The organism is Brucella tritici (genome assembly GCF_008932285.1).
Taxonomy (GTDB): domain Bacteria; phylum Pseudomonadota; class Alphaproteobacteria; order Rhizobiales; family Rhizobiaceae; genus Brucella; species Brucella tritici.
Genome location: NZ_WBVY01000003.1, coordinates 1 through 26,942 on the forward strand (window position 1 = coordinate 1; position 26,942 = coordinate 26,942).

Sequence of the window (26,942 nt, forward strand, 5' to 3'; positions counted from 1 at the left end):
CATCAACAGAACTCTCATCCCGCCAATGCCGCCGATCTACTCAAGCCAAACATCGCTGTCAAACTCTTTCAACCAACTCAAGGGACGAACCAGTCTGCCGCTAGCAGCGTCGCCGCCCTCGTTGTGGAGGCGTATATAGGGGCGACCCTTCATATCTGTCAACAGCGACAATGAAGTTTTTTGATGTTTTTTTGACAAGTTTCCACAGACCGTCGGATTTCCACGTATCTGCCTTATATTAAAGCGAGCTCATCACACCGATCACGCTTGGGTGAGCCTTAAACCGGCCTTATTAGCTGAATAGCTTCCGCGAGATTTTCGAAACCGGCCCTGAATCATAGCTTGCACGCGATTGTGGAAATCGTTGGCCGACAGGCTTGTCGTTGACTTACGTTTCTTCGGCAGGCAAAACTCAAATGCCCGTTTGGGAGCCTTCCGACAGAATGGAAGACACCTTAGTACCGGATTGGCGGTTTACCCGCTTTTCTGACAAACGATTTCAAGCACGTTTTGTGCGGTCAACTATAAATAAGGACCGGCTACAGCAGTATGAAAGAGATGGGGCCGAACAATCTCGATCCGGGTGACGAGCCCCCGCTGAGTGTAGGCGGACGGCGACGGCCACCGGATCGTCGTGAAGTTTCTGCACGCTGGCTTGCTGGAACCTTCCTGACCGGCGTTACGTCCTGCATGCTGATCGGTGTCGCATTGTTTGCCGCGCTCGACGGACGTGAGCAGCTGGCCACCCCGCCTGAAATCCTTGCACGAAACGACATGCCCGGCGCGACCGATGAAGCCGCCGTTACCAAAGGCGGACGCCTTGTCAGCACGGTCTCGCAGCAGAAGGCGCGCGACCGGCGCCGTTTCGATCTTTCGACAATGCAGAAAGTGGGCGAGCGCGAAGTCATTCGCACGCGACCGTTTGAATTTGTCCGTATGGCTCTCGCCGTCGATCATCCGACCAGCCGCAAATATCCGGCCTTCGACGCCTTGACCGTATTCTCGGAAGGTCCTGCTGCACCGCAACCTGCCGATGCCGGTCAGATTTACGGCGCCAAGGTCGAAAGCGAAGTCAGCCTGCATGTCGTCGATTTTCCGATGAACAGCGCGACTTTCGACGCATCCAGCGACCTTACCGTTGATGAGGTTGAGAAAGTTGTGCGCGATACTGGCGGCCTTCTGACCGACGGTGACGTCCAGGTCGCCTCGCTTCATTATGTCGATCCCGCCCGCTTCGGCGGCTCCGACTCTCCATTCGCACTCGGCCCGGCGCTCGGCGTGAAGATTACGCAGGAGAATGTCAGCGTCACGCAGCGCGGCGATGATGAAACAGTTGGCGAAGGCTTTTCCGAAGAACTGATTCCCTTCCGCCAGACAGCCGACATCAAGCAGGCACTCGAAGACGCCGGTTATACCGGCGACGATACCGAGAACATGGCGGACTCGCTTGCCAAGCTGATGAACTCGCCGCGCCTCAAGGAAGGCAGCGTCCTGCGTGTCGGCACAGAGACACAAAATGGCGTTGACCGCATCGTGCGCGCAAGCATCTACAATCGCACCACGCATCTGGTGACTGTCGCCCTCAACGACCGGGGACAATATATTCCGTCTGATGAACCGGAACAGACCCCGCTTCTGCAGACGGCTTTCGACGGTAATGCCCTTCCAACGGCTATTCGAGGCAATTTGCCGAGTGTCTATGACGGAATCAGCCGTGCCGCGCTCGCCTATGGCATGTCGGAGACGATGCGCGAACAGCTCGTCAAGATGCTGGCAAGCGATGTCGACCTGCAATCGCGGCTGTCGCCGAGCGACCAGATCGACGCATTCTTCTCGCTACCGGACGACCCCGACAAACCGGAAGCCGATTCGCAGCTTCTTTATGTTTCGGCCAATTTCGGTGGAACAACCCGCAAATTCTATCGCTATCAGGCTCCGGACGGCAGCGTCGATTACTTCAATGGCGACGGCAAGAGTGCGAAGCAGTTCCTGCTCCGCAATCCGGTTCCCAATGGTGTCTTCCGCTCACCGTTCGGCATGCGTCGCCATCCGATCCTTGGCTATAGCCGCATGCATACCGGCGTGGACTGGGCCGCACCGCGCGGCACGCCGATCATCGCCTCCGGTAATGGTGTGGTGGAAAAGGCAGGCTGGACCAATGGCTATGGTAACCAGACCCTGATTCGTCATGCCAATGGTTATGTAAGCAGCTATAGCCATCAGAATGCCATCGCCCGCGGCGTTACCGCCGGTGCGCGCGTGCGGCAGGGACAGGTGATCGGCTATGTGGGGTCGACGGGTCTTTCGACCGGTCCTCACCTTCACTACGAAATGATCGTGAACGGCACCAAGGTCGATCCGCTGCGCATTCGTCTGCCCGACAACAAGGCGCTTTCGGGCAAGGAACTCGAAGCCTTCAAGCAGGAACGGGATCGTATCGACACGCTTTTGAACAGCGATGAAAACGGCACCAAGCTTGCCTCGAACGGATCGACGAAGAGCTGATAAAGAGAAAGGCCGGGGGAAACGCCCCGGCCTTTCTCTTTGAATTCACTGAAATGCTTACTCGGTGAACTCGACCGTTACGCCAGCTTTCACCAGCTTTGCCAGCTCTTCCGCATCCCAATTGGTCAATCGAACACAGCCATGACTTGACGTCTTGCCGATTCTCGATGGCTCGGGCGTACCGTGAATGCCATAGGTCGGCTTGGAAAGCGCAATCCAGACTGTTCCCACCGGCCCGTTCGGCCCAGGCGGAATGGTCAGCACCTTGTCATTATTGCCCTGCTTGAAGTTGATCTTCGGATTATAGGTATAGTTCGGGTTGATCGCGATACGCTCGACCTGAACAACGCCGGAAGGTGACGGATTGTCCGACGAGCCAATGGTCGAGGGATAGGCAACGACCAGCTTGCCTGTTTCATCGTAGCCGCGAACCTGCTTGCGTCCTTTGTCGGCAATGATGCGGGCCACCTTGGTCCGGACAGGCTTGCCGAGATTGGGAATCTTAACAATCGAACCCGGCTGATTGAAGTTTACGCCGGGATTGATCTCTTTCAGATAGGCCTCGTCTATATGAAACTTTTCACCGAGCATTTCGGTGACCGATGTATAGGCCATCGCCGGTAGCTGCGCCTTGTGGGCGTAATCTTCCGGAATGGAGGCAACATATTGCCGTCCCACATCCTCATTGGTGATTGTGTATTCGGTAAAGGCCGGACCGCCTGTCGCTTCCAGCTCCGCATTGACCGCCGCTTCATCCGTCGGGCTGATCGACTTTCCAGTCAGTTCGCCATAGGCGGCAGCCGCCTTGTCGACATTGCTACCCGAACGACCGTCAATGACGCCGGGCGAGCTACCTGCACGATCGAGGAGTATTTGATAGGCTGCGATCTTCGCCTTTGCACCCTGCCCCTTCGGCATTTCAATGGCCGGGGCCATGTCGCCTGGATTGGGAACACCTCTTGGCTGTTCATAACCCGGCTGGCCATAATCCTGCTGGCCGTCATAACCGGGATTCGCACTGGCTGAATTGGTATTGGTATTGTCGGGATATTGATCACCTGCCGGCGGCAATTCCGACCGCTGCACCTGTCCATCCCGGTTGCCGCCATATTGCGGTGCCGCCGGAGCGTCCGGATAATAATTCGGGTCCTCAGGCACATTGCCGAAACCATCATAGGGTGCACCACCGTCGACCGGTCCATCGAGCGTCCAGTTGTCGTCTGGCTGCGGTGCACGGCGAACCCGACGGTCATAGGCGTTCGGGTCATAATTATTGGCGTCCTCGACACTGAGGATGCGTCCGCGACGATCCATCGTAACGCGGCGGCCATACTGGTCGATAAAGACCCGCACCCGGCGATCATGATAGATTTCTTCACCCGGATCATAAAGCTGCGCAAGCTGTACCGGGCGTTCGGTAGCCGTTGCAGAATTGCCTTCCTCTGCGCGCGCTGTACCGTCGACAGCAGTTGCCGCAACAGAAGCAAACAAAGCGAAACGAAGCATGCGGGTGTAATGCGCCATGAAGAATGCCCTGAGTGATCGAGAGATCATGGATGCCGCTAATATGGTTAACAACTGATTAGAGCATTTCCAGCAAAAGTGCGAAGCGGTTTTGCGTCGGAAAATGCGATGAAACAAATAGTTAGAGCAGTTCCAGCGACTCCGTTTTAACGGAAACCGCTCTAGCTGATAGAGCAGATGCCAGATGAACTGGACATGAAGATGGCCGACATCGAAGGAAAGCCGGAAAACTTGTCAGGCCAGACATGAAAAAGGCGCCGCAACCTATCCGGTTGCAACGCCCAAAGCCTTCAACTCATGAACGTTCAGGCGCTCTCACCGACCTTCTGGCCTTCATCCTCAAGCGCACCGCGAATCGGACGGAAATTGAGCCTGTCCGAACCAGCGGTAATCTTGACGATGGAACCATCCAGAATATCGCCCAGAAGAATGCGCTCGGCGAGCGGGTCCTGAACTTCCTTCTGGATGACACGCTTCAACGGACGTGCTCCATAGGCCGGATCGTAACCCTTGTTGGCCAACCATTCGCGTGCATCCTCTTCCAGCTGCAGGACGATCTTGCGATCGGTCAGAAGCATCTGGAGACGTTGCATCTGGATATCGACAATCGCACCCATGTCTTCGCGGCGCAGCCGGTGGAACAGGATGATTTCATCGACACGATTCAGGAATTCCGGACGGAAGGCAGCCCGCACCACGCCCATCACTTCGTCACGAACCGACTCGACATCGTCCTTCTCGCCAAGATTGACGAGATACTCGGCGCCGAGATTCGAGGTCATGATGATGACCGTATTGCGGAAATCGACCGTACGGCCCTGCCCGTCAGTCAGGCGTCCGTCGTCCAGCACCTGCAACAGCACGTTGAACACATCCGGATGCGCCTTTTCGATCTCATCGAACAGGATCACCTGATAAGGCCTGCGACGCACAGCTTCCGTCAGAACGCCACCTTCTTCGTAGCCGACATAGCCGGGAGGCGCGCCGATCAGCCGGCTCACGGAATGCTTTTCCATGAACTCCGACATATCGATACGCACCATGGCCGTATCGTCCTGAAACAGGAATGAAGCGAGCGCCTTGGTCAGTTCCGTCTTGCCGACGCCCGTGGGGCCAAGGAAGATGAACGAGCCGATAGGCCGGTTGGGGTCCTGAAGCCCGGCGCGCGCGCGGCGAACTGCCTTCGAGATAGCCTGAACCGCCTCGCCCTGTCCGACGACCCGCTTCGCGAGTTCGTCTTCCATACGCAGCAGTTTCTCACGCTCGCCTTCCAGCATCCGGTCGACCGGAATACCGGTCCAGCGCGAAATGATCTGCGCAACGTGGTCCGGCGTAACAGTCTCTTCAAGCAGAGAGCCCTTGTTTTCATGGCTTTCGGCTTCGACAAGCTGCTTTTCCAGCTGCGGAATCTTGCCATAGGCCAGTTCGCCTGCCTTCTGGAATTCTCCGCTTCGCTGCGCGATGGCGAGAGCATTGCGCGCCTCTTCAAGCTGACGCTTGAGATCGGCGGCAAGTCCGAGCTTTTGCTTTTCAGACTGCCATTTCGACGTTAGTTCCGCCGATTCCTCTTCCAGATCGGTCAGTTCCTTTTCGAGGCGCTGGAAACGATCCTTGGAAGCGGCGTCGGTTTCAACCTTCAGCGCTTCGCGCTCGATCTTCAACTGCATGATGCGACGGTCGATTTCATCCAGCTCTTCCGGCTTGGAATCGACCTGCATGCGCAGGCGCGATGCTGCCTCATCGACAAGATCGATTGCCTTGTCGGGCAGGAAACGGTCGGTGATATAACGGTTCGACAAGGTTGCCGCAGCAACCAGAGCCGAATCCGAAACGCGCACCTTGTGATGCTGCTCGTATTTTTCCTTCAGGCCACGCAGAATCGAGATCGTATCCTCGACGGTCGGTTCATCGACGAATACCGGCTGAAAGCGACGGGCAAGGGCTGCGTCCTTCTCGACATATTTCCGGTATTCTTCGAGCGTCGTCGCGCCGACGCAGTGTAATTCGCCGCGTGCAAGAGCAGGCTTCAAAAGGTTCGATGCATCCATGGCACCATCGGATTTGCCTGCGCCGACAAGCGTGTGCATTTCATCGATGAAGAGGATGATCTGGCCAGCAGCCGTCTGCACTTCCGAAAGCACCGCTTTCAGACGTTCTTCGAACTCACCGCGATATTTGGCACCGGCAATCAGCGCACCCATATCGAGCGCCATCAACTGCTTGTCCTTCAAGGATTCGGGCACATCGCCATTGACGATGCGAAGCGCCAGACCTTCCGCGATTGCGGTCTTGCCGACGCCCGGCTCGCCGATCAGAACCGGATTGTTCTTGGTGCGGCGCGACAGAACCTGAATCGTGCGGCGGATTTCCTCGTCGCGGCCGATCACGGGATCGAGCTTGCCTGCACGCGCATCCTCGGTCAGATCGCGGGCATATTTCTTCAACGCATCATAATTGCTTTCAGCGGACGCCGAATCGGCGGTGCGGCCTTTGCGCATATCGTTTATGACCTTGTTGAGCGCCGTCGGGGTCACACCGGCAGCGGACAGAATTTCAGACGTCTTTGCGGATTTTTCCATCGCCAGCGCCGTCAGAAGGCGCTCGACGGTGACGAAGCTGTCACCGGCCTTGCTGGCAAGTTCCTCGGCAAGCGAGAAGACCTTGGCAAGCGGCTGCGATAAATAAAGCTGGTCGTTACCACCCGACACTTTGGGCAGCTTTTCGAGCGCGTTCTGCAGGCCGATGCGCACATCGGCGATCCGGCCCCCTGCCCGTTCGATCAAGGATGAGGCAAGTCCTTCGTCATCATCGACGAGAACCTTCAACACGTGTTCCGGCGTGAATTGCTGATTGCCGGATGACAGTGCGAAAGTCTGTGCAGACTGGATAAAGCCCCGGACGCGTTCCGTATATTTTTCGATATTCATCATGTCTCCTTTGCCCTCCAGCCCGTCAAGCGGCACCGGAAGATGTATGGTGACGAAGCCCCCACAATGGGCGGGCTTCTTTCCAAGACAGCATATGGGACGATGGCCGGGTTTCGGCAAGGGTTACATGCACTTGCAAAACCAAATAAAAATGGCGCGGAAACCGCGCCATTTCTTTGATTTGATACAGAAGGACAATCAGGCGTCGGAATTCGCAGGTTCCGTCGCTGGCGTCTCGTCACCGCTATCCTTGGCGGCACGACGCGGGCGACCCGGACGGCGCGTGGCGCGACGTGGTGCGGCTTCTTCGGCAGATGCTGCATCGGCAGCAGGAGCGACTTCAACGACAGCGGGTGCTGCCTGCTCGGCCACGACTTCAACCGGAGCCGAAGCCTCTTCAGCCACCGGCTGAGCCTGCTTTTCCTGCGGCTGTTCATCCGAACGCTCGTCAGCGTTGAAGCGCTCACGCTGCGGACGGCGACCACGACCGAGACGACGATCACGATTATCGCGTTCGCGCGGCTGCTGGCGACCTTCGCCGGACTTTACCGGCTCGCCACCATCTTCGCCGTAGACGACCTCGGCGGGGGTGCCTTCGATGACCGGCTGCGGGCCGGAACCGTTGACAGGCTGCGGCTGTGCTGCGACAGGCGTGAAACCTGCTTCCTCATCATCCGAACCGTCATCGTCGAAGGTTTCTTCGCGCTGGAACGGCACCGGATTCTGCGCCATGGCAGCCATGATGATGCGATTGTAATGTTCGGCGTGCTGAAGATAGTTTTCTGCCATCACGCGATCGCCAGATGCCTGTGCGTCCCGCGCAAGTGTCGAGTATTTTTCTGCAATATGTTGCGCATTGCCACGGATCTTCACATCCGGGCCATTGCTTTCGTAATTGCGCGACAGAGGATTGGGGCCCTTGCGGTTATTGTTGTTGTTATTATTGTTATTCCCCCGTCCGCGCATGCGCCTGTTCTGCTGTGCTGGCCTCATATTCATCTCTTTTCAGATTAAAGGGCGTAGAAACTCCACAGCTAAAAAAGCTGCCGGTTTCACGCTATCGAGCCATGGAGGAAGTACGCCCTAAAAACTTCCCACAAATCGACTGCTCCTGAGTTAGGTACACCTCTATGGGTCACCGAAACTCCGCGGTTGCATTAATGCATAACCATTCCGAAAAGCCTCGCTCTTCGAGATTATGCTTGAAAGTCGTGTACTTCCGCACAAGCCATCCCCAAAGAACCCTCCGGGGAGCATGACCAAAAATCGTCATGGAGCATTTCCGCCACCGCCCATCAGCGGGCAAAACCATTCTGGCTGTATACGGTGGCCGGAAACTAAACGGCTTCGCCGCAAATTCCAAGTGTTTTTTAGCGGTTCGCCGCATCAAAATTACGTATTTGATTTGTGCGCGAAAAGCATGGCCCTTCTGTGGCCGCCAAGATCGCTCGCATCTCCTGCGAGAGAAAAACCTGCGCTTTCAAAAAGCGCCTCAACATCCTGGAATTGTCCGGCGCCGATCTCTACGGCAACCATTCCATCTTTATATAGGTGATCTGCTGCCTTCTGTGCAAGGGCTCTGTAGAAATTCAGTCCATCGGCGCCGCCATCAAGTGCAGCAAGCGGATCATGTTCGCGCACTTCGCGCGACAATCCCGCAATGTCTTCATGCGGAATATAGGGCGGGTTTGAGACGATAAGATGAAACCGCCCACTCACATTCTGGAACCAGTCGCTTTTAAGTGCTGCAAAACGGTCGCTTACTCCATTGGCGACAGCATTGATTCGCGCCATCGCGAGCGCACCTTCGGCCATGTCGAGGCCAATGCCATGCGCGTGTTCGAAGCGATGGAGAAGCGAAATGACGATCGCGCCCGTTCCCGTGCCCATATCGAGAAGCTCAAGCACGCTGTTCTGTCCCGCAAGCGCCTCCAGTGCCGGAATAACCAGTTCCACCAGCACTTCCGTATCGGGACGTGGTTCAAGCGTCGCAGCGGAGAGCCTGAAAGGCAGGCCGAAAAACTCGCGAACACCCATGATCCGGTGAACCGGTTCGCCCTTTTCACGGCGGTCCAGGGCATCGGAAAGCGTCTCGATGGCAGCAGAATCCACCAATTGCTCCGGTGCGGATATCAGATCGAGACGGGTCTTGCCGGTGGCCCATTCGACCAGAAGCCGTGCATCGAGGTCTGGTGTGTCCAGTCCTGCCGCACGAAGCCTCGTCCGCGCATCAGCCATCAGGCGGTCGAGACGCATCTCGCTCACCCTTACTGCCCCAGTTCCGTCAGAAGTGCGGTCTGATGATCGGAAATCAGCGCATCAACCAATTCATCCAGATCGCCTTCCATAACCCGGTCGAGCTTGTAGAGCGTCAGATTGATGCGATGATCGGTAACACGTCCCTGCGGGAAATTATAAGTGCGGATACGCTCGGATCGATCGCCCGAACCGACCTGGCAGCGGCGCGATTCAGAGCGTTCGGTTTCTGCCTTCTGGCGCTCCATGTCGTAAAGGCGTGCCCGGAGAATCTGCATGGCGCGGGCGCGGTTCTGGTGCTGGGATTTTTCAGCCTGAACGACCATGATTCCAGTCGGGATGTGCGTAATGCGAACCGCCGAGTCGGTCGTGTTCACGTGCTGGCCACCGGCACCCGATGCCCGCATCGTATCAATGCGGATATCCTCATTACGGATCTCGATATCGATATCCTCGGCTTCAGGCAAAACCGCGACGGTTGCCGCCGATGTATGGATGCGTCCGCCGGCTTCCGTTTCAGGCACACGCTGCACGCGGTGCACACCTGATTCGAACTTGAGCTTGGAGAACACACCCTTGCCGGACACAGTGGCGATGATTTCCTTGTAACCGCCAGCATCGCCTTCGCTGGCCGAGACCAGTTCGACCCGCCAGCCTTTTTCGGCGGCATAGCGCTCATACATGCGGAACAGGTCACCGGCGAACAGCGCCGCCTCCAGACCGCCCGTACCGGCCCGAATTTCCAGAATGGCGTTCTTCTCGTCGGCGGCATCCTTTGGCAGCAGCAAAATCTGGACTTCCTGCTCCAGCGTTTCGATGCGCTTTTCGACTTCCGGCAATTCTTCGAGCGCCAGCGCGCGCATCTCCGCATCCGTAGAGACATCGTCACGCATGGCTGCGAGATCAACCGCTTCCTTGCGGGCATCGGTCAGTTCGCGAATCTTGCCGACCACCTCCTGCAGCTCGGAATATTCCGATGCGAGCTTCACATAGGTTTCCGAATCCGGATTATTGGCCATCTGGCTTTCGATCATCGAGAACCGCTTCAAGAGCTGGTCCATCCGGTCCTGCGGCAATGCGATCATGTCATGTCCTAAAAATTGTCAGCGGCGGCAAGAATGCAAAACGAGACGCTGCGCACCCCTGCACCGCGACCGTTCAATCAGATCAATCTGCTTCGCTATAACGGAATATCGTTGTCTTCGGCAAATCTCATCAACAGCTCACGCAATGAATGCGCGCTGTTCGGCTTGTCCAGCTCTTCCGCCAACAAGGCCGTGAGCTTGCCCGCATCAAGCGCATCGAGCATGGCCTTGACGGGACCGATTGCTGCCGCCGACATTGAGATCGACCGAAACCCGATGCCGACCAGCGCCATGGCTGGAAGCGGCCTACTGGCCATTTCACCGCATAGCGTAACCGATTTGCCGTGGCGATTGCCGGTTTCCACGATGAAGCGCAGTGCCCGCAGGAATGCGGGCGAAAGCTGGTCGAAGCGACCAGACATCAGCGAGTTGCCACGATCCGTCGCCATCAAAAACTGGAAAAGATCATTCGAACCAACGGAGATGAAATCGACAAGCGACATCAGTTCCTCAAGCTGCCAAAGCAACGACGGCACCTCGATCATCGCTCCCAGTTTCAGACACATGGGCAACTGATGGGCGAATCGCGATAAATGACGGACCTCACGATCGATGATCTCGCGTGCGGCCTTCACTTCGCTGACTTCCGTAATCATCGGCAGCAGGATTTTTAACTCGCGGCCGCCCGCGGCCTTCAAAAGCGCCCTTAGCTGGGTGCGTAGCAGCCCCGGACGGTCGAGCGTCAGACGGATGGCCCGCCAGCCGAGTGCCGGATTTTCTTCCTGTACGGTTGAACTGAAATAAGGGAGAACCTTGTCTCCACCAATATCCAGCGTCCGGAAAGTCACCGGCTTGTCGCCTGCCGCCTCAATGACCGAGCGATAAAGACGTTCCTGCTGCTCGGCACGCGGGAATGTCGAGGCCACCATGAACTGAAGTTCGGTGCGAAACAGGCCGATCCCCGCCGCACCCGAAGCCGACAGTTGCGGCAGATCGACGAGAAGCCCTGCATTCATCAAAAGCGATATATCGACGCCATCCTTGGTGACGGACGGCTTGTCCCGCAACTCACGATAATGGGCCTGACGCCGCGCCCGGAACCGAACCTTTTCGGCGTAGGCCGTTTCCAGATCGGATTGCGGACGCAGATGCATGATGCCTTCATCGCCATCGACGATTGCCGCATCGTTGTTTTCGGCCATGGATACAATACCCTTGGCCTGGCCAACGACCGGAATGCCCATTGCTCGGGCCACGATCACAACATGGCTCGTGGCTGCGCCGTCTTCCAGAACGACACCCCGCAAACGCTCGCGCGGATAATCCAGAAGCTCGGCAGCCCCCATCGAACGGGCGACGATGATCGCGTCCTTGACCAGCGATTCGGCGATGGTCTTGATGTCGCGCCCCATCAGCTGGCGCAGCAGACGGTTCGCGAGATCATCGAAATCCGACAGGCGCTCACGCATATAGGGGTCGGTCAGATGCACCATGCGCGCACGTGTGTCGCTCTGCACCTTTTCGACCGCCGCCTCGGCGGTCAGACCATTGTGAATGGCTTCTTCCAGACGCCGCACCCAGCCGCGATCATGGGCAAACATGCGATAGGCTTCGAGCACTTCGCGATGCTCACCCTCCGCCGCCACATCGCGGCGCGACAGCATGTCATCGATGGATATGCGCAGGCTGCCAAGCGCCTCGTCCAGCCGGTTCAGCTCTGCCTGGCTATCCTCGTTGAAAAGATTGGTGACGACGATGCGCGGCTCATGCAGCACCACATGGCCAAGGCCGATACCATCGTTGAAAGCCTGTCCTGTCACGCTCATCGGACGACCAAGATCAAGCTCTATGCCGGGACGGGCCAGACGCAGCCCGTCACCGGTCGCGATGATTTCGGCAAGGACCATAGCGGTGGTTTCAAGTGCTTCGACCTCGTCTTCCCGATAAGCCCGCTTGGTCTTGTTCTGGACGACAAGAACGCCCAAAGTGCGGCCAGCACGCAGGACGGGAACGCCGAGGAAGGAATTATAGGCCTCTTCACCCGTTTCCGGCAGATAGGCGAAAGCCGGATGGCTTTGCGCATCGGTCAGATTGAGAGGACGGGCGCTTGCGGCAATCGTGCCAACCAGACCCTGACCGAGACGAAGCTGGGCAAGGTGGACGGCCTGCGGATTGAGACCTTCGGTCGCGTAAAGCTCAAGGACGCCGTCAGCGCGCAATATATAGAAGGAACAGACTTCCGCGACCATATTCTGGGCGATTTCACGAACGATCCGGTCGAGGCGCGCCTGCGGTTCCAGCGGCTCTGCCATCAATTCGCGCAACCGCTTAAGCAGTACGCGGGGACCGGTTGTCAGCTCACGCATGATCGTCGGGGGCTCCTTCAAAATTGCTGACGTGCGTTCCGCCAGCCGATTCCCAATACCCGCCCGCGAAGCGTTACGCCAACCCCTTTGTGAGCATTTTTGACACCCGCGTCCAGAACAAATAGTCACTGCTCGCAAAATGTTGCGGGGCCGCGCACCCTTTCGGCTGCGTGGCCCCGCATACAACTCTGTTTCAAACGGAAACTAAACCGGCTGATTACTTGTCGAGGCCATAGACCGCGTGCAGCGTGCGCACGGCCAGTTCCGCATAAGGGCCGTCGATCAGGATAGAAATCTTGATTTCAGACGTTGTGATGGCGCGAATGTTGATGCCTTTTTCGGCCAGCGCCTTGAAGGCGGTGGCGGCAACGCCAGCATGGCTGCGCATACCGATGCCAATGACCGAAATCTTGGCAAGACCGGTTTCGGACTGGATATTGTCGAAGCCGATCTCGCCCTTGACCTTGTCCAGCACCTTCAGGGCCTTGTCGATATCACCCGTTGGAATGGTGAAGGTCATATCGGTCTTGGAGCCGTCTTCCGACACGTTCTGCACGATCATGTCGACATTGATGTGCTCTTCAGCGAGCGGCCCGAAAATGGCTGCCGAAACGCCCGGCCGGTCGGCCACGCGCCGCAGCGAAATCTGAGCTTCATCCTTCGCAAAGGCGATACCTGTGACGACCTGCTGTTCCACGATTTCATCCTCGTCGCAAATAAGGGTTCCGGGCGGGTTGATCGGATCACCCATGCCCGGCGCATCTGGGTCCGTAAAGCTCGAGCGCACGAACGTGCGCACCTTGTGCACCATGGCGAGTTCGACCGAACGCACCTGCAGAACCTTGGCACCAAGCGATGCCATTTCCAGCATTTCCTCGAAGGAAATCTTCGAAAGACGCTTTGCCTTCGGCTCCACGCGCGGGTCGGTGGTGTAGACGCCATCGACATCCGTATAAATATCGCAGCGATCAGCCTTCACACCGGCAGCGATGGCGACGGCAGACGTATCCGAGCCGCCGCGCCCGAGCGTTGCCACGCGGTTGTCAGGACCAATACCCTGGAAACCGGCAACCACGGCAACCTGTCCCATTTCCATGCGGCGGATGATTTCCGAGCCGTCGATGTCCTGAATACGGGCAGCGCCATGGGCATTGTCGGTCTTGATCGGGATCTGCCAGCCCTGCCACGAACGCGCGTCGACACCGATGGACTGAAGCGCAATCGCCAGAAGCCCGCTCGTTACCTGCTCGCCGGATGCGACGATGGTGTCATATTCGCGGGCATCATAAAAAGGCGAGCTTGCGCCGCAGACTTTCGGCATGTTCTGCACCCAGCCGACCAGTTCGTTGGTCTTGCCGGACATGGCCGAAACGACGACGGCAACCTGATTGCCCGCCTCGACCTCGCGTTTGACGTGGCGCGCCACATTATAGATGCGTTCCAGATCGGCTACCGAAGTGCCGCCGAATTTCATCACGATGCGCGCCATTTAAGGTTACGTCCCGCTGTTTAGAAAAATTACACTCTCACCTGCCCAAACCTTATATTGTTGCGACAGGCAAACCCGGGGTCACATAGCTAAAATGCCACGCTTCCGCAAGGCCGCGATTCGTATCGGGCCTCTTGAGAGCGAAATTGATTTGTTCCTTGACTTTGGAGTACTACCTTGAGAGCAGAACTGCACGCTTCCGCCGCTGGAGAATGAAATGACCGAGACCGCCCGCACCACCATCGACGCTTCGGAAATCGAGCATTTTTCGCGCATTGCCGCGGAATGGTGGAATCCGCAGGGCAAGTTCCGTCCCTTGCACAAGTTCAATCCGACGCGGCTTGCTTATATCAAGGAAAAGATCTGCGCCAAGTTCGATCGCGATCCCAATGCGCCGCGACCCTTCGAGGGCCTGCGCCTGCTCGATATCGGCTGCGGCGGCGGGCTTCTCTGCGAGCCGATGGCGCGCCTCGGCGCGACCGTCATCGGGGCGGATGCCTCCACGACAAATATCGAAGTGGCGAAAATCCACGCCGCGCAGAGCGGCGTCGAGGTCGACTACCGCGCCACGACAGCAGAAGCGCTGGCCGACGCCGGTGAGAAATTCGACGTCGTGCTTAACATGGAAGTGGTCGAACACGTTTCCGATGTGGATCTGTTCATGTCCGCGACTAGCGAAATGGTGAAGCCCGGCGGACTGATGTTCGTCGCCACGATCAACCGCACGCTGAAGGCTTACGGTCTGGCGATCATCGGCGCGGAATATGTCCTGCGCTGGCTGCCGCGCGGCACACATCAATATGAAAAGCTGGTCCGTCCGGAAGAACTGGAATCAGCACTTGCGAAAGGCGGCCTGCGCCTTATCGACAAGCTTGGCGTGACCTATAATCCGCTGGCCGACAGCTGGAGCCGCTCCCGCGACACCGATGTGAACTATATGGTGCTTGCCGAACGCCCCGCCTGATCTCAACCTCTTTGTGCGCGCGTTGTCATGGCAACGCCTGCACAAATGACCAGCGCACCGATCCAGGTCAGCAGCGGATAATGTTCGCCTAGAAAAAGTGTTCCCGAAATAAGCCCGAGTGCGGCTGCGACATAGCCGATCTGGCTAAGATAGATCGGCCCGCCAACCGCCTGTAGTCGGAAGAACAGGGCGAACATGCCAGCCGATGCTATCGACTGGGCCAGTGCAGCCCATGGCGCGAATGCAAGTGTTTCAATCGGAAACTGGCCGGTGAATATGAGTATTCCAACAAAAAGCATCAGTGCCGATGCGAGATGGCTTCCGGCTGCGAGCTCGGTCGGATCGGAGTTCTTCGGCCAGTCAAGCGTGCGATAGACATTGCCGATGGCGAGAAACACCGGAATGAGCAATGCAGCGGCGATCCACAATGGATCGGCTGGTTTCCCCACCTCGCCGCGCGTCATCGCCACCATCACCGCGCCGATAAATCCGGCAGCGATACCGCCAATCCCAAGCGCGTTGGGACGTCGCAGTCCGAACCCCATCGACAGAACAAGCGTGATGACCGGCGAGAGCGTATACATGATGCCGGTAAAACCCGCCCCAAGGCGCGGAATGGCAGAAAGAATGAGAAGATTGGGCACGGCATAGGAGATGAACGCGGTGCAGATATAGTAACGCAGCCGCCCGCCTGAAAAGCCGATCTTCTTTCCCTGCAGGCGAAGAACAGCGAACAGAATGATCCCTGCACTCGCCGAGAACAGAAATGTCCAGATGGCAGGCGGAATACCGGCCTGTGCGGCGATCTTGCCGAGCGGCAGGATGAGGCCCAGCAAAGTGCCGGTTGCAATCAGCAAAAAAGGCGCAGAATCCGTCAGTTTCATGCGCCTTGTCTCCTATGAGGCAATCAGTTCTTGTCTTCTGGAAATACCGGCAACGGCAGAACGTCGACACCGTCTTCAAGCAGCGAATGCACATCCTCGCGCGACGCTTCGCCGTAGATACCACGTGTTTCGGTCTCGCCGAAATGAATCTTCCGGGCTTCCTCGGCAAATTTGTCGCCGACATAATCCGCATTCTCGCGAACCTTGCGGCTCAACTCCCGCATTTCGTCCAGCATCTGCTTTTGCGTATCGCCCAGCGCCATGGCAATCTTTTCCTTGCCGCGACTTGTCGAGACCGCAGGCGCCATCAGCGACTTCTGAACGGTTTGCGAATTGCACACCGGGCAGGCGACAAGCTTCCTTTCCGACTGACGGTCGAAATCGGCATTGTCGCGAAACCAGCCCTCGAATTCATGGCCCTGATCGCAATGAAGCGAAAAGCGGATCATGGAATTTACGCGTCCTCTTTCTGTTTCGCGGAGCAAGTCCGGACATCGAACTCCCGCGCATTCTTCAGGTTCGGTATCTTGCCGCGCGCAGCAGTGCTTTCCGCCACGTCGATGTCGGCCAGAATGACACCCGGTTCATCGTGATCGGCCTCGGCGAGAATCTTGCCCCATGGTGAAACGATGATCGAATGACCATAGGTTTCGCGCCCATCCTCATGCAGACCGCCTTGTGCGGCAGAGATCAGGAATGCACCATTTTCGATGGCACGCGCACGCTGCAAGACGTGCCAGTGGGCCTCTCCTGTCTGTTTCGTGAAGGCAGCTGGGCCGGTGATCACATTGGCACCGGCAAGCGCCTGGGCACGGAACAATTGCGGAAAGCGAATATCATAGCAGATCGCCATGCCGAGATTTGCGAAAGGCAGTTCGGCAACAACGGTTTCCTTGCCCGGCTCATAGGTCGCCGATTCGCGCCAGCTTTCACCATTGTCCAGATCGACGTCGAACATGTGAATCTTGTCATAGGTGACGAGTTTCTTACCCGAGGGAGTGAAAATTCCGGCGCGATTGGCAATCTTGCCATCACCGGCATCGATAGCCGTTGAACCGATATGCAGGAAGATGCCGTGCTTCGCCGCCAATACCGAAGCTGCCTTGAAGACCAGATCATTGGTTTCGTCACGCAGGCTTGCCTTGAAGGCCACCCGGTCACGCATCATTGCGCCGGTCATTTCCGGCGATTGCACGTAAGTCGCACCCTGAGCTGCCGCTTCAGCGACAAGTTTCTCCAAAGCCTCGATATTGCGGACAACATCTGTGCCGGAACGCATCTGTACTGCAGCAGCGCGGAACGTACTCATCGGCTTCTCCCCTACCCGATCAAATTCTAGAGCATTTCCTGTTTTGATTGGATCATTGGAAATGCTCTATCTGCTTGTTTTTACGCATGTCCTTATCCCGAAACCGGTTCCCACTTTCGGGAGACATGCTCTAGGCCAGTTCGCCAGTCTTGAGCAGGCCATCCAGCTTACCCTGGTCTTCCAGCGCGAAAAGATCATCGCATCCGCCAACATGAACAGGCCCGACGAAAATCTGCGGGAAGGTGTTACGGCCCGAACGCTCCTGCATTTCAGCGCGCAATTCCGGCGATGCGCCTGCATCGATTTCATTATAAGCAACGCCCTTGCGGGTCAGAAGATCCTTCGCCCGGGTGCAGTAAGGGCAACCGATACGCGTGTAGATCGTTACATCAACCATTATAAACTCCAATCGTTTTGGCCACTATATAAGCGGCAAAAGCGCTATCTGGAAGCCCTGACGCTTTTCACGAGCCTGTGTAGCCAATTATCCGGTTCAATCCGGAAGAACACGGCTGAACGTCAGCACATCCACGCTTTTTGCTCCGCCGCGCAGCAGGGCCCGCGTCACCGCCTTGACCGTGGCGCCGGTCGTATAGACGTCGTCGATCAGCAGAACCCGTCGCCCGCGAACATGAATCTCGTGTTCCTGCGGCACACGAAACGCGCCGTCCACATTGCGCTTTCGCTCTTTGATGCCAAGGCCGATCTGCTGTTCGGTCCGGCGCACGCGCTTCACGCCTTGCGGCGCAAAGGGTTTCGCCTCCAGTTTCGCCAAGGCGCGGGCAAGTTCCGCCGACTGGTTGAAGCGCCGCTGCCAGAACCGCCAGCGATGCAGGGGCACCGGCAGTATCACATCACATTCATCCAGCAATTCGCGACCCGCGCGCTGCATCCAGCGCGCCATCCAAGGAGCCAGATCGGTCCGGTCATGAAACTTGAGCGAAACCGCCATCCGCTGTGCCGCGCCCCGGTGCAGGACGGCAGACCGGAGACGCCGGAAAGGTGGAGGATCGGCAATCGCCTCCGCACTCATGAAATTCTCACCGAAATCATGACTGAAAGGTATGCCCAGCACAGGACAGTAAGGCCTTTCTATAAAGCGCAGTTCCGGCCAGCATTTCGGACACAGCGTCCCCGGTTCGGACACATGCATCCGACAGCCGATACATGTCGGCGGAAACAACATGTCCGCCGACGAGCGAACAGCGCTGCTGGCCAGACGCCGAAGCCTTTCGCCCGCGCTACGCAAAAAGGTTTGATGCGTTCTATCGTCATCCGCCATTGCATTCGCCCCCGTTCGAATGCATCTATCCCCGCAACGATTGTACTGAACCTTGCTCGAAAGAGAAGACGGATTCCATGCCTGCGCCGACTGATGATAACGCGATCTTTGATCGCGATCTCCTGCTCTCGTTTCGCCGCCGCGCCTTTGCGCGGGCCGAACCCGGCGCGGATTTCCTGTTGCAGCGCATCGCCGACGATCTCGCTGATCGTCTCGACGCAGTGGAGCGCCATTTTCCTGTCGCCGTCGATCTGGCTGGCCATACCGGCGCGGCGGCTGCAGCCATAGCACAGACTGGCAAGGCCGACCTGATTGTCCGCATCGAACGCGACAGAGATTTCTTGGACAGCCCATACCCCGCTATTGTCGGCGATGAGGAAATGCTACCGCTGAAATCCGGCAGCGCCGATCTTATAGTATCGCTGATGGCGCTTCACGCCACCAATGACACGCCGGGCACAATGGTGCAGATCGCCCGCGCCCTGAAGCCGGACGGGCTTTTTCTCGCCGCCTTGAGCGGCAGCGGAACGCTGGGTGAATTGCGCGAAAGTCTGCTTCAAGCAGAAATCGAATTGACGGGCGGCGCCTCGCCCCGCATTTTCCCGTTTCCGGACGTACGCGATGTGGGCGGCCTTCTGCAACGTGCAGGTTTCGCCCTGCCTGTAACCGACGTCGACAACATCACGGTGCGCTACGATTCGCTGTTCAACCTGATGGCCGATCTGCGCGCCATGGGCATGCAGAACATCCTGCGCGACCGTTCCCGCAAGCCGGTTTCGAAACGCCTTTTCCTGCGTGCCGCTGAAATCTACGCCGAGCGGTTCTCCGATCCGGACGGACGCATCCGCGCCACTTTCTCCGTCATCTGGCTTTCCGGCTGGGCGCCACATGAATCGCAACAAAAGCCATTGAAGCCTGGCTCTGCAAAAGCATCGCTCGCGGAAGCGCTAAAAAAGGCTGAGGAAGAATAAAGTATGTCTCCCAAAAGCGGGAACCGGTTTTGGGAGACATGCGAAAAACGGCTAACAATCGCCGTGGTGGCTGCCGTTTGCCTCGATGATGCAGACGGAATTGGGACTTGGCTGAAGCACGCTCTTGCGCACTGTATAGGTCTGGCTTGCCGCGTGCGGCTGGTTGCCGGTATCACGCTTGATCGAACCGGTCATGGTGCGATCGATCCCGGCCGGGAGTACTGACTGGGCTGCAACCTTGTTTGCCTGATCGTTGAGAACCGGCACAATGATGAGAGCCAGAGCAACAACGGCAGAACCGAACAACAGCACAACGCGCAGGATTCCACGACCAGCCTTCGTTAGCGGCTTGGCCGTATATTCGTTGTGATCAGCGCTAAAATAATTGTTGTCGAAACTCATGCTTCAAGACTCCGGGGCAGCTCGAAAACGAGAATGCCTCAACGGAGTGAATCATAGATTAACCGGCCAGCGGAATCGTAAGAAATTGCCAACCTTTTTCCACAGTTGTGGACAGGGCCCTCTTTACAGAAGATCCAACAGGAACGGGATCAGCGGTTCGTCGGCTGGTGGCATCGGATAGTCGCGCATATCCTTCGGGCGAACCCATTTCAGCGCCTGCCCTTCGAGCCCCCGTGCGATACCCTCATAACGGCGGCAGACATAGAGCGGCATGAGCAGGTGGAAGTCATCATAGGTGTGGCTGGCGAATGTCAGCGGTGCAAGGCAGGCCACCTTCGTGGTAATGCCGATTTCTTCCTGCAATTCGCGGATCAGCGTTTCTTCCGGTGTTTCGCCCGGTTCCACCTTGCCGCCGGGAAACTCCCACAGCCCGGCAAGCTGCTTGCCTTCGGGGCGCTGCGTCAGCAGAACCCGGCCATCCGAATCCACCAGCGCGCAAGCCGCGACCAGAAGAATGCGCCGTCCCTTTACCTCGGTCATTTCTCGTTGCTCTCCCGATAGGCATAGCGATAGGCTTCCTGAAAGCCAAAGCTCTCGTAAAGAGCAAGTCCGGCGACGTTGTCCGCCTCGATCTGCAGCCATGCCGTCTTTGCTCCGAGCTTTGCGGCCCATTTGAGCGCAGAACCGACAATCGCGTGCCCATGCCCCTTGCGCCTTGCGTCACGCAGGGTTCCGACATCGAACAGACCCGCCATCACACCGTCCTGCACACACAGCAGGCTGGATACAGCGCGACCACCTTCCTCCAGCACGAACATGCCCTTGTTCGGGCGAACGCTGTTGAGAAGTTCGGAAAACCCGGGCCGCATATCCTCCGGTCTTTCATGGATCGAAAGCGAGGCATCCACGAAGCGCCCGATATCCTTCAATGGTATCTGGTCGATGGCGCCCGACAAGTCGAGTTCCTCGAGATTTGCCGTCATCACGATGGTTTCGTCCCGGCGCTTCCAGCCAAGCCCTTCGAGATAATCCTCAAGCTCGCGCGGCGCGAGCGGCGAAAGCCTGAAGCAGGGAACACGGCCATAGGCGCGAAAACGCTGTGCTGCCAGTTCCACACGTGTTGGAATATCGCGCGTGTCGCCGGGATCGAGCGGGTTAATCGAGTTGAGACGCCGGGATGGATGCGCTGCGGTCATGCGTATCGCCCAGGTGCCGTCATAGTGGACCGACGTGGCGGGCCAGGCACGGAAGCCGACGGCTTCAAGCTGGCGTACGATAGCGAGACTTGGGGTGCTGGGTTTTTCCATCACTTCGATCAACTTCTGTAGTCGCCGTTGATGGCAACATATTCCTTGGTGAGGTCGCAGGTCCAGACGGTTGCCTTGCCCTTGCCTATCCCCAGATCGACGCGAATATGAATATCCTCGCCCTGCATATAAGCGGACGTCGCTGCTTCCGAATAGGCCGGATCACGCTCGCCCTGATGCGCAACGCGAATATCGCCGAACCAGATCGCGAGCAGGTCACGATCAGCAGGTTCGCCAGCCTTGCCGACAGCCATGACCACGCGGCCCCAATTGGCGTCTTCACCGGCAACAGCCGTCTTGACCAGCGGCGAATTGGCGATGGAAAGCGCAATCTTCTTGGCAGAAGCCGCCGACTTTGCGCCCGTCACTTCCACTTCCACCATCTTGCGTGCGCCCTCACCGTCGCGCACGACTTGAAGCGCCAGCGACTTCAGGAGGCGGCCCAGCGCCTTCTTGAATTCACCAAGACGCTTGTCCGCAGGATCGGTGATCTCAGGTGCACCGCGTTCTGCCGCCGCACCGGTGGCGAACAACATCAGCGTATCCGACGTGGATGTGTCACTATCCACTGTCACGGCATTGAAGGTCGAGCCAACGCCCTTGGAGAGCAGGCTCTGCAACACGCCAGCCTTGATCGGTGCATCAGTGACGACGAAGGAAAGCATTGTCGCCATATCCGGCGCGATCATGCCTGCACCCTTGGCGATACCGTTGATCGTGACCGGCACCTGACCGAGCAGCACCGTTTCGGTCGCAACCTTCGGATAGGTATCCGTGGTCATGATCGCCTTGGCGGCTTCGGTCCAGAAATCCTCGACCGCATCCTTGTTCATATCGCCAAGCAGATGCGCGAACTTGCTTACATCGAGCGGTTCGCCGATCACGCCGGTTGACGCCAGAAAGACATCGGTTTTGGCGCAACCAACCGCTTTCGCGGTGGCTTCTGCCGTTGATTCCGTCGCTTCACGCCCCTTGACGCCTGTAAAGGCATTGGCATTGCCGGAATTGACGACGACCGCTCGGGCCTTTCCGTGCACGAGATTGCGTCGGCAGAAATCGACCGGCGCCGATGGGCAGAGCGAACGTGTAAAGACCCCTGCGGCTTCTGCCGGTCGGTCGAAGACCATCAACATCACATCCGTTCGCCCCTTATACTTGATCCCGGCAGCAGCGGTGGCGATGCGTACGCCATGAACGACCGGCATTGTGGGGTAGTGTTTTGGAGCAAGAGGAGAAACAGACGCGGACATATGTGCCTCGATGGAATGCGGTTTCGTAGAAAACCCGAAAATCATGATGCCCGGCAAACGGCGCTACGCGAATTTCGGATTCAAAATATGACGCGCGCATTGGAAAGGTTTGCGGGCCAAAATCAAGCGGGAAACGCGAGATCGAAATAAAAAACGCCCCGGCAAGCCGGGGCGCTGATATTTGACGCTAGTTTTTACTGCTGCGGAGCAGCTTCTTCCGGCGCGTCATCCTTGTCCGCGCCTTCCTGGGCTGCGGCGGCATCCTTCATGGCTTTCTCGACTGCCGGGTCCTTGTAGTCGATCTTCATGCCGTCACGCAGCTTCTTGACGGTTTCGACATAACGCTCGCGCATGATGATCGAACGAATCTGGTCCTTGACCTGATCGAATGCCGGTGGCTGCTTGGTGCGACGATCTTCGAGCTGGATCACGTGGAAACCGAACTGGGTCTGGACCGGCTCCTTGGTGTATTCACCCGGCTTGAGCGCAAAGGCGGCCTTTTCGAATTCAGGCACCATCTGGCCTTCGGCGAAATAACCGAGATCACCGCCATTGGCTGCGGTGCCGTCGGTCGAGCTTTCCTTGGCGAGGTCCTCGAACTTGGCTCCGCCTTCAAGCTTCTTGATGATGGCTTCGGCTTCTTCCTTGGTCTTCACGAGGATGTGACGAGCGCGCACTTCCACCTGCGGCGGCATGGCGGCGATCTCCTTGTCGTAGCGCGCACGCACATCGGCATCGCTGATCTTGTCGACAACGGCATCCTTGAAATATTCGTTATGGAGAGCGCGTTCACGCAGGAATTCCATACGATCCTTGAATTCCTGGGACTGGTCGAGCTTTTCCTTTTCCGCTTCACCAGCCATCGCCTTGATGTCGATCAGGGCAGCAAGCGCAGCCAGACGGCGCTGATCGGCGGGAAGACGCGAGAACTGCGGATCAAGATCGCCTGCAGCCTGATCGACTGCACCAACCGTGATGTCCTTGCCGTTGACAGTCGCCAGAACCTTGGACGGATCTTCCTTTTCAGCAGGGGCTGCAGCCGGTGCAGCGGCAGGCTTTTCAGCATCCTGTGCGAATGCGGCGCCTGAGTAGCTTGCCAGCGCCACCGAGGCCGCCAGAGACATGCCGACGACAGCGAGAGCCTTGCGATAAGGGGCTTTCAGAATGGCTTTCATATGGAATTCTCTCCTTCGTGACCGCTTACCGGCCCGATGAATGCGGCGGAATTTGGCCCGGATCTCCCCAATATTGCAACAAAGGAAAGGTTTTCCGACCCATGGTGTGGCGAATTCGAAATTCGCATCACTTTGGAGCAGTGTTGCTAACGAATTTTGGATTCAAAGCCACACCGGTAATTTATAGAAACGAGTGTGGTTTACAGATTTGAAGTTCCTGAGCGTAGATGCCATGCAAATGACAGGAACTTCAGATCCACCACACTGGAGCAACGTTGACATCGCCCGAAGCCCCTCTTATCTGTCCTTCGGCTTTACGTCCAGTAAGGGGCGGGGGAATTGCGCCGGAAATGCGCCGTATCTGGCAGCTTTCACAACGCAGTTTTCTTGCAATTGTTTCAATACGCGTGAATAAAGCATTCGACATTGCCGGAAGCGCTTCCGGCTGAACGGACAGGAAAGGACCAGTGATGGTCAGCTTTGGCGGCTTTGCCCGCAAGATATTCGGTTCATCCAATGACCGCCGCGTTAAAACCCTGCGCCAGCGGGCTAATCAGATTACTGCTATCGAGAAGAATTACGAAAATCTTACCGATGAGCAATTGCAGGCCAAGACCGCTGAATTCCGTGCTGCGCTGGCTGACGGCAAAACGCTCGACTCTCTTCTGCCCGACGCTTTCGCAACGGCGCGTGAAGCCGCGAAGCGCGTGCTCGGGATGCGCCCGTTCGACGTACAGCTGATCGGCGGCATGGTTCTGCACGAACGCGGCATTGCCGAAATGCGCACTGGTGAAGGCAAGACCCTGATGGCGACCCTGCCGGTCTACCTCAATGCGCTTGAGGGCAAGGGCGTGCATGTGGTGACAGTGAACGACTACCTCGCCACCCGCGACGCCGAAACCATGGGCAAGCTCTACAATTTCCTCGGCCTGACCGTCGGCGTTATCAAGCACGGCCTTGACGACGATGAGCGTCGTGCGGCCTATGCTTGCGACATTACCTACGGCACCAACAACGAGCTCGGCTTCGATTATCTGCGCGACAACATGAAATATGAGCGCGCCCAGATGGTGCAGCGTCCGCATAATTACGCCATCGTCGACGAAGTGGATTCGATCCTCATCGACGAAGCACGTACGCCGCTCATCATTTCCGGTCCGCTGGAAGATCGCTCCGACTTCTACAATCTCATCGACACCTTCATTCCAGCCCTTGAGCCGGAAGATTTTGAAATCGACGAGAAGCAGAAGACCGCGATCTTCACCGAAGTCGGCACCGAGAAGGTCGAGCAGCTCCTAGAAGCTGCGGGCCACCTCAAGGGTGAAAGCCTCTACGATATCGAGAATGTCGCCGTCGTTCACCACCTGAACAACGCGCTTCGTGCGCACAAGCTGTTCCAGCGCGACAAGGACTATATCGTCCGCAATGACGAAATCGTCATCATCGACGAATTTACCGGCCGCATGATGCCGGGCCGCCGTTATTCGGAAGGCCTGCACCAGGCACTGGAAGCCAAGGAACACGTGACCATCCAGCCGGAAAACCAGACTCTGGCCTCGATCACCTTCCAGAACTACTTCCGCATGTACAACAAGCTGTCGGGCATGACCGGTACGGCAGCAACGGAAGCGGAAGAATTCGGCAATATTTACGGCCTCGAAGTTCTCGAGATTCCGACCAATTTGCCGGTCAAGCGTATCGATGAAGACGATGAGGTCTATCGCTCTGTCGAGGAAAAATACCGCGCCATCGTGCGCGATATCCGCGCCTCGCACGAAAAGGGCCAGCCAATTCTCGTCGGCACGACCTCGATCGAAAAGTCGGAACAGCTGGCCGAACGTCTTCGCAAGGAAGGCATCAAGGAATTCCAGGTTCTGAATGCTCGCTATCACGAGCAGGAAGCCTATATCATCGCGCAGGCCGGTGTGCCGGGGACAGTCACCATCGCCACCAACATGGCTGGTCGCGGTACCGACATCCAGCTCGGCGGCAATCTGGAAATGCGTGTCCGTCAGGAACTCGCCGATGTACCGGAAGGTCCGGAGCGCGACGCCAAGATCGCGGAAATCAAGGCTGACATCGCGCAGCTGAAGGAAAAGGCACTGGCCGCAGGCGGACTTTACGTTCTCGCCACCGAGCGCCATGAAAGCCGCCGCATCGACAACCAGTTGCGCGGTCGTTCGGGCCGTCAGGGCGATCCGGGCCGTTCGAAGTTCTTCCTGTCGCTGCAGGACGACCTGATGCGCATCTTCGGTTCCGACCGCATGGACAGCATGCTGCAGAAGCTCGGCCTCAAGGAAGACGAAGCCATCGTCCATCCGTGGATCAACAAGGCGCTTGAAAAGGCGCAGAAGAAGGTCGAAGCCCGCAACTTTGAAATCCGCAAGAATCTTCTGAAGTACGACGATGTCATGAACGATCAGCGCAAGGTGATCTTCGAACAGCGTCTGGAAATGATGGACGAAGAGGACCTGACCGAGATCGTTGGCGAAATGCGCCACGAGGTCATCGAGGACATGGTCGCGTTGCGCATCCCCAAAGACGCCTATGCGGAAAAGTGGGATATTGCCGGCCTGAAGGAAGACATCATCTCCAAGCTTAATCTCGACCTGCCGGTCGAGGACTGGGCCAAGGAAGAAGGTATCGCGGAAGAAGAGTTCGAAAACCGCATCAAGGAAGCCGCCGACAAGGCTGCTGCCGAGAAGGCTGAACGCTTCGGCCCGCAGATCATGACCTATGTCGAGAAATCGGTCATCATGCAGTCGCTGGACAATCTCTGGCGTGAGCATCTGGTCAATCTCGACCATCTGCGCTCGGTTGTCGGTTTCCGCGGTTATGCCCAGCGCGACCCGCTGAATGAATACAAGACCGAAGCTTTCGAACTGTTCCAGTCGATGCTTGCCAACCTGCGTGAAGTGGTTATCTCGCAACTGATGCGCGTCGAGATCGTTCGCGAAGCACCGCCAGAGCCGGAATTGCCGCCAATGATCGGCCGTCACATCGACGGCACAACCGGCGAGAACGATTTTGATGAAGCGGCATGGTCTGAACATCAGCACGACGAACGCAATGTCCCTGCTGCCGAACGCGATCCGGCCGATCCGCGCACCTGGGGCAAGGTCAGCCGCAACGAAGCCTGCCCATGCGGCTCAGGCAAGAAGTACAAGCACTGCCACGGCGCTTTCGAGTGATGTGAGCCGAGCTCATTATCGCCTCTATCGAACAAACCCCGGCAAGCCATTTGCC

Annotated in this window: 21 protein-coding genes; 4 read left to right on the plus strand and 17 right to left on the minus strand. The window is 57.5% G+C overall.

Features of this window, described 5'->3' with window-relative positions; all coding sequences use genetic code 11:
• The first annotated feature begins 549 nt into the window (after positions 1-549).
• Positions 550-2,505 (plus strand): M23 family metallopeptidase, encoded by a 1,956-nt coding sequence (locus F9K94_RS09850; protein ID WP_061344450.1) that lies wholly within the window; start codon positions 550-552, stop codon positions 2,503-2,505.
• 57 nt (positions 2,506-2,562) lie between these two features.
• Here F9K94_RS09850 and F9K94_RS09855 read toward each other — a convergent pair whose 3' ends face one another.
• The 7 genes from F9K94_RS09855 to F9K94_RS09885 form a co-directional block, all read right to left on the minus strand.
• On the minus strand, positions 2,563-4,029 hold the full coding sequence (locus F9K94_RS09855) for a L,D-transpeptidase (protein ID WP_151645373.1): 1,467 nt from the start codon (positions 4,027-4,029) through the stop codon (positions 2,563-2,565).
• A 305-nt stretch (positions 4,030-4,334) separates the two neighbouring features.
• Entirely contained in the window at positions 4,335-6,956 is a 2,622-nt protein-coding gene (gene clpB, locus F9K94_RS09860; protein ID WP_151645375.1) for an ATP-dependent chaperone ClpB, read from the minus strand.
• 198 nt (positions 6,957-7,154) lie between these two features.
• Complete coding sequence (locus F9K94_RS09865) at positions 7,155-7,949, minus strand: DUF4167 domain-containing protein (RefSeq protein WP_151555323.1); 795 nt, start codon at positions 7,947-7,949, stop codon at positions 7,155-7,157.
• Positions 7,950-8,348: 399 nt separating this feature from the next.
• The gene (gene prmC / locus F9K94_RS09870) at positions 8,349-9,212 is read right to left on the minus strand and encodes a peptide chain release factor N(5)-glutamine methyltransferase (RefSeq protein WP_235813448.1); all 864 of its coding nucleotides are present in this window, start codon (positions 9,210-9,212) and stop codon (positions 8,349-8,351) included.
• Between the two features lie 11 nt (positions 9,213-9,223).
• Positions 9,224-10,297: a peptide chain release factor 1 gene (prfA, locus tag F9K94_RS09875; protein ID WP_151645377.1), complete on the minus strand. Its 1,074-nt coding sequence runs from the start codon at positions 10,295-10,297 to the stop codon at positions 9,224-9,226.
• A gap of 95 nt (positions 10,298-10,392) precedes the next feature.
• Complete coding sequence (ptsP, locus tag F9K94_RS09880) at positions 10,393-12,663, minus strand: phosphoenolpyruvate--protein phosphotransferase (protein ID WP_061344453.1); 2,271 nt, start codon at positions 12,661-12,663, stop codon at positions 10,393-10,395.
• A gap of 217 nt (positions 12,664-12,880) precedes the next feature.
• On the minus strand, positions 12,881-14,152 hold the full coding sequence (locus F9K94_RS09885) for an aspartate kinase (RefSeq protein ID WP_061344454.1): 1,272 nt from the start codon (positions 14,150-14,152) through the stop codon (positions 12,881-12,883).
• A gap of 217 nt (positions 14,153-14,369) precedes the next feature.
• On the opposite strand from F9K94_RS09885, the gene ubiG reads away from it, so the two are divergent.
• Positions 14,370-15,116: a bifunctional 2-polyprenyl-6-hydroxyphenol methylase/3-demethylubiquinol 3-O-methyltransferase UbiG gene (ubiG, locus tag F9K94_RS09890; protein WP_061344455.1), complete on the plus strand. Its 747-nt coding sequence runs from the start codon at positions 14,370-14,372 to the stop codon at positions 15,114-15,116.
• Between the two features lie 2 nt (positions 15,117-15,118).
• Here ubiG and F9K94_RS09895 read toward each other — a convergent pair whose 3' ends face one another.
• The 5 genes from F9K94_RS09895 to F9K94_RS09915 all read right to left on the minus strand — a co-directional run bounded on the left by F9K94_RS09895 (position 15,119) and on the right by F9K94_RS09915 (position 18,591).
• Positions 15,119-16,000 carry a DMT family transporter gene (locus F9K94_RS09895; RefSeq protein ID WP_151645379.1) on the minus strand — a complete coding sequence of 294 codons (882 nt, stop codon included), beginning with the start codon at positions 15,998-16,000 and terminating at the stop codon, positions 15,119-15,121.
• A gap of 23 nt (positions 16,001-16,023) precedes the next feature.
• Positions 16,024-16,449 carry a DUF1178 family protein gene (locus F9K94_RS09900; RefSeq protein ID WP_151645381.1) on the minus strand — a complete coding sequence of 142 codons (426 nt, stop codon included), beginning with the start codon at positions 16,447-16,449 and terminating at the stop codon, positions 16,024-16,026.
• A 5-nt stretch (positions 16,450-16,454) separates the two neighbouring features.
• Positions 16,455-17,309, minus strand: coding sequence for a carbon-nitrogen hydrolase family protein (locus F9K94_RS09905; RefSeq protein ID WP_151645383.1), 855 nt, complete (start codon positions 17,307-17,309; stop codon positions 16,455-16,457).
• A gap of 130 nt (positions 17,310-17,439) precedes the next feature.
• Positions 17,440-17,706: a glutaredoxin 3 gene (gene grxC, locus F9K94_RS09910; RefSeq protein WP_061344459.1), complete on the minus strand. Its 267-nt coding sequence runs from the start codon at positions 17,704-17,706 to the stop codon at positions 17,440-17,442.
• A 96-nt stretch (positions 17,707-17,802) separates the two neighbouring features.
• Positions 17,803-18,591: a ComF family protein gene (locus tag F9K94_RS09915; protein ID WP_151645385.1), complete on the minus strand. Its 789-nt coding sequence runs from the start codon at positions 18,589-18,591 to the stop codon at positions 17,803-17,805.
• A gap of 77 nt (positions 18,592-18,668) precedes the next feature.
• Here F9K94_RS09915 and F9K94_RS09920 point away from each other — a divergent pair, with 77 nt between their 5' ends.
• On the plus strand, positions 18,669-19,562 hold the full coding sequence (locus F9K94_RS09920) for a methyltransferase domain-containing protein (protein WP_151645387.1): 894 nt from the start codon (positions 18,669-18,671) through the stop codon (positions 19,560-19,562).
• 51 nt (positions 19,563-19,613) lie between these two features.
• Here the strand turns inward: F9K94_RS09920 and F9K94_RS09925 are convergent, their stop codons facing one another.
• From F9K94_RS09925 to F9K94_RS09945, 5 genes are all read right to left on the minus strand, one after another.
• On the minus strand, positions 19,614-19,964 hold the full coding sequence (locus tag F9K94_RS09925) for a hypothetical protein (RefSeq protein ID WP_151645389.1): 351 nt from the start codon (positions 19,962-19,964) through the stop codon (positions 19,614-19,616).
• Between the two features lie 123 nt (positions 19,965-20,087).
• Complete coding sequence (gene mutT / locus F9K94_RS09930) at positions 20,088-20,504, minus strand: 8-oxo-dGTP diphosphatase MutT (RefSeq protein ID WP_006467893.1); 417 nt, start codon at positions 20,502-20,504, stop codon at positions 20,088-20,090.
• Positions 20,501-21,271, minus strand: a complete 771-nt coding sequence (locus F9K94_RS09935) for a GNAT family N-acetyltransferase (RefSeq protein WP_151645391.1) — start codon at positions 21,269-21,271, stop codon at positions 20,501-20,503. Before F9K94_RS09935 ends, mutT begins: the two co-directional genes overlap by 4 nt.
• Positions 21,272-21,279: 8 nt before the next feature.
• Complete coding sequence (gene argJ, locus F9K94_RS09940) at positions 21,280-22,521, minus strand: bifunctional glutamate N-acetyltransferase/amino-acid acetyltransferase ArgJ (RefSeq protein ID WP_151645393.1); 1,242 nt, start codon at positions 22,519-22,521, stop codon at positions 21,280-21,282.
• Between the two features lie 194 nt (positions 22,522-22,715).
• Positions 22,716-23,696: a peptidylprolyl isomerase gene (locus F9K94_RS09945; RefSeq protein WP_151645395.1), complete on the minus strand. Its 981-nt coding sequence runs from the start codon at positions 23,694-23,696 to the stop codon at positions 22,716-22,718.
• Positions 23,697-24,166: 470 nt separating this feature from the next.
• Between F9K94_RS09945 and secA the strand changes: the two genes are divergently transcribed.
• A complete protein-coding gene (gene secA, locus F9K94_RS09960; protein ID WP_151646398.1) occupies positions 24,167-26,887 on the plus strand; it encodes a preprotein translocase subunit SecA in 2,721 nt (906 codons plus the stop codon).
• The last annotated feature ends 55 nt before the right edge of the window (positions 26,888-26,942 follow it).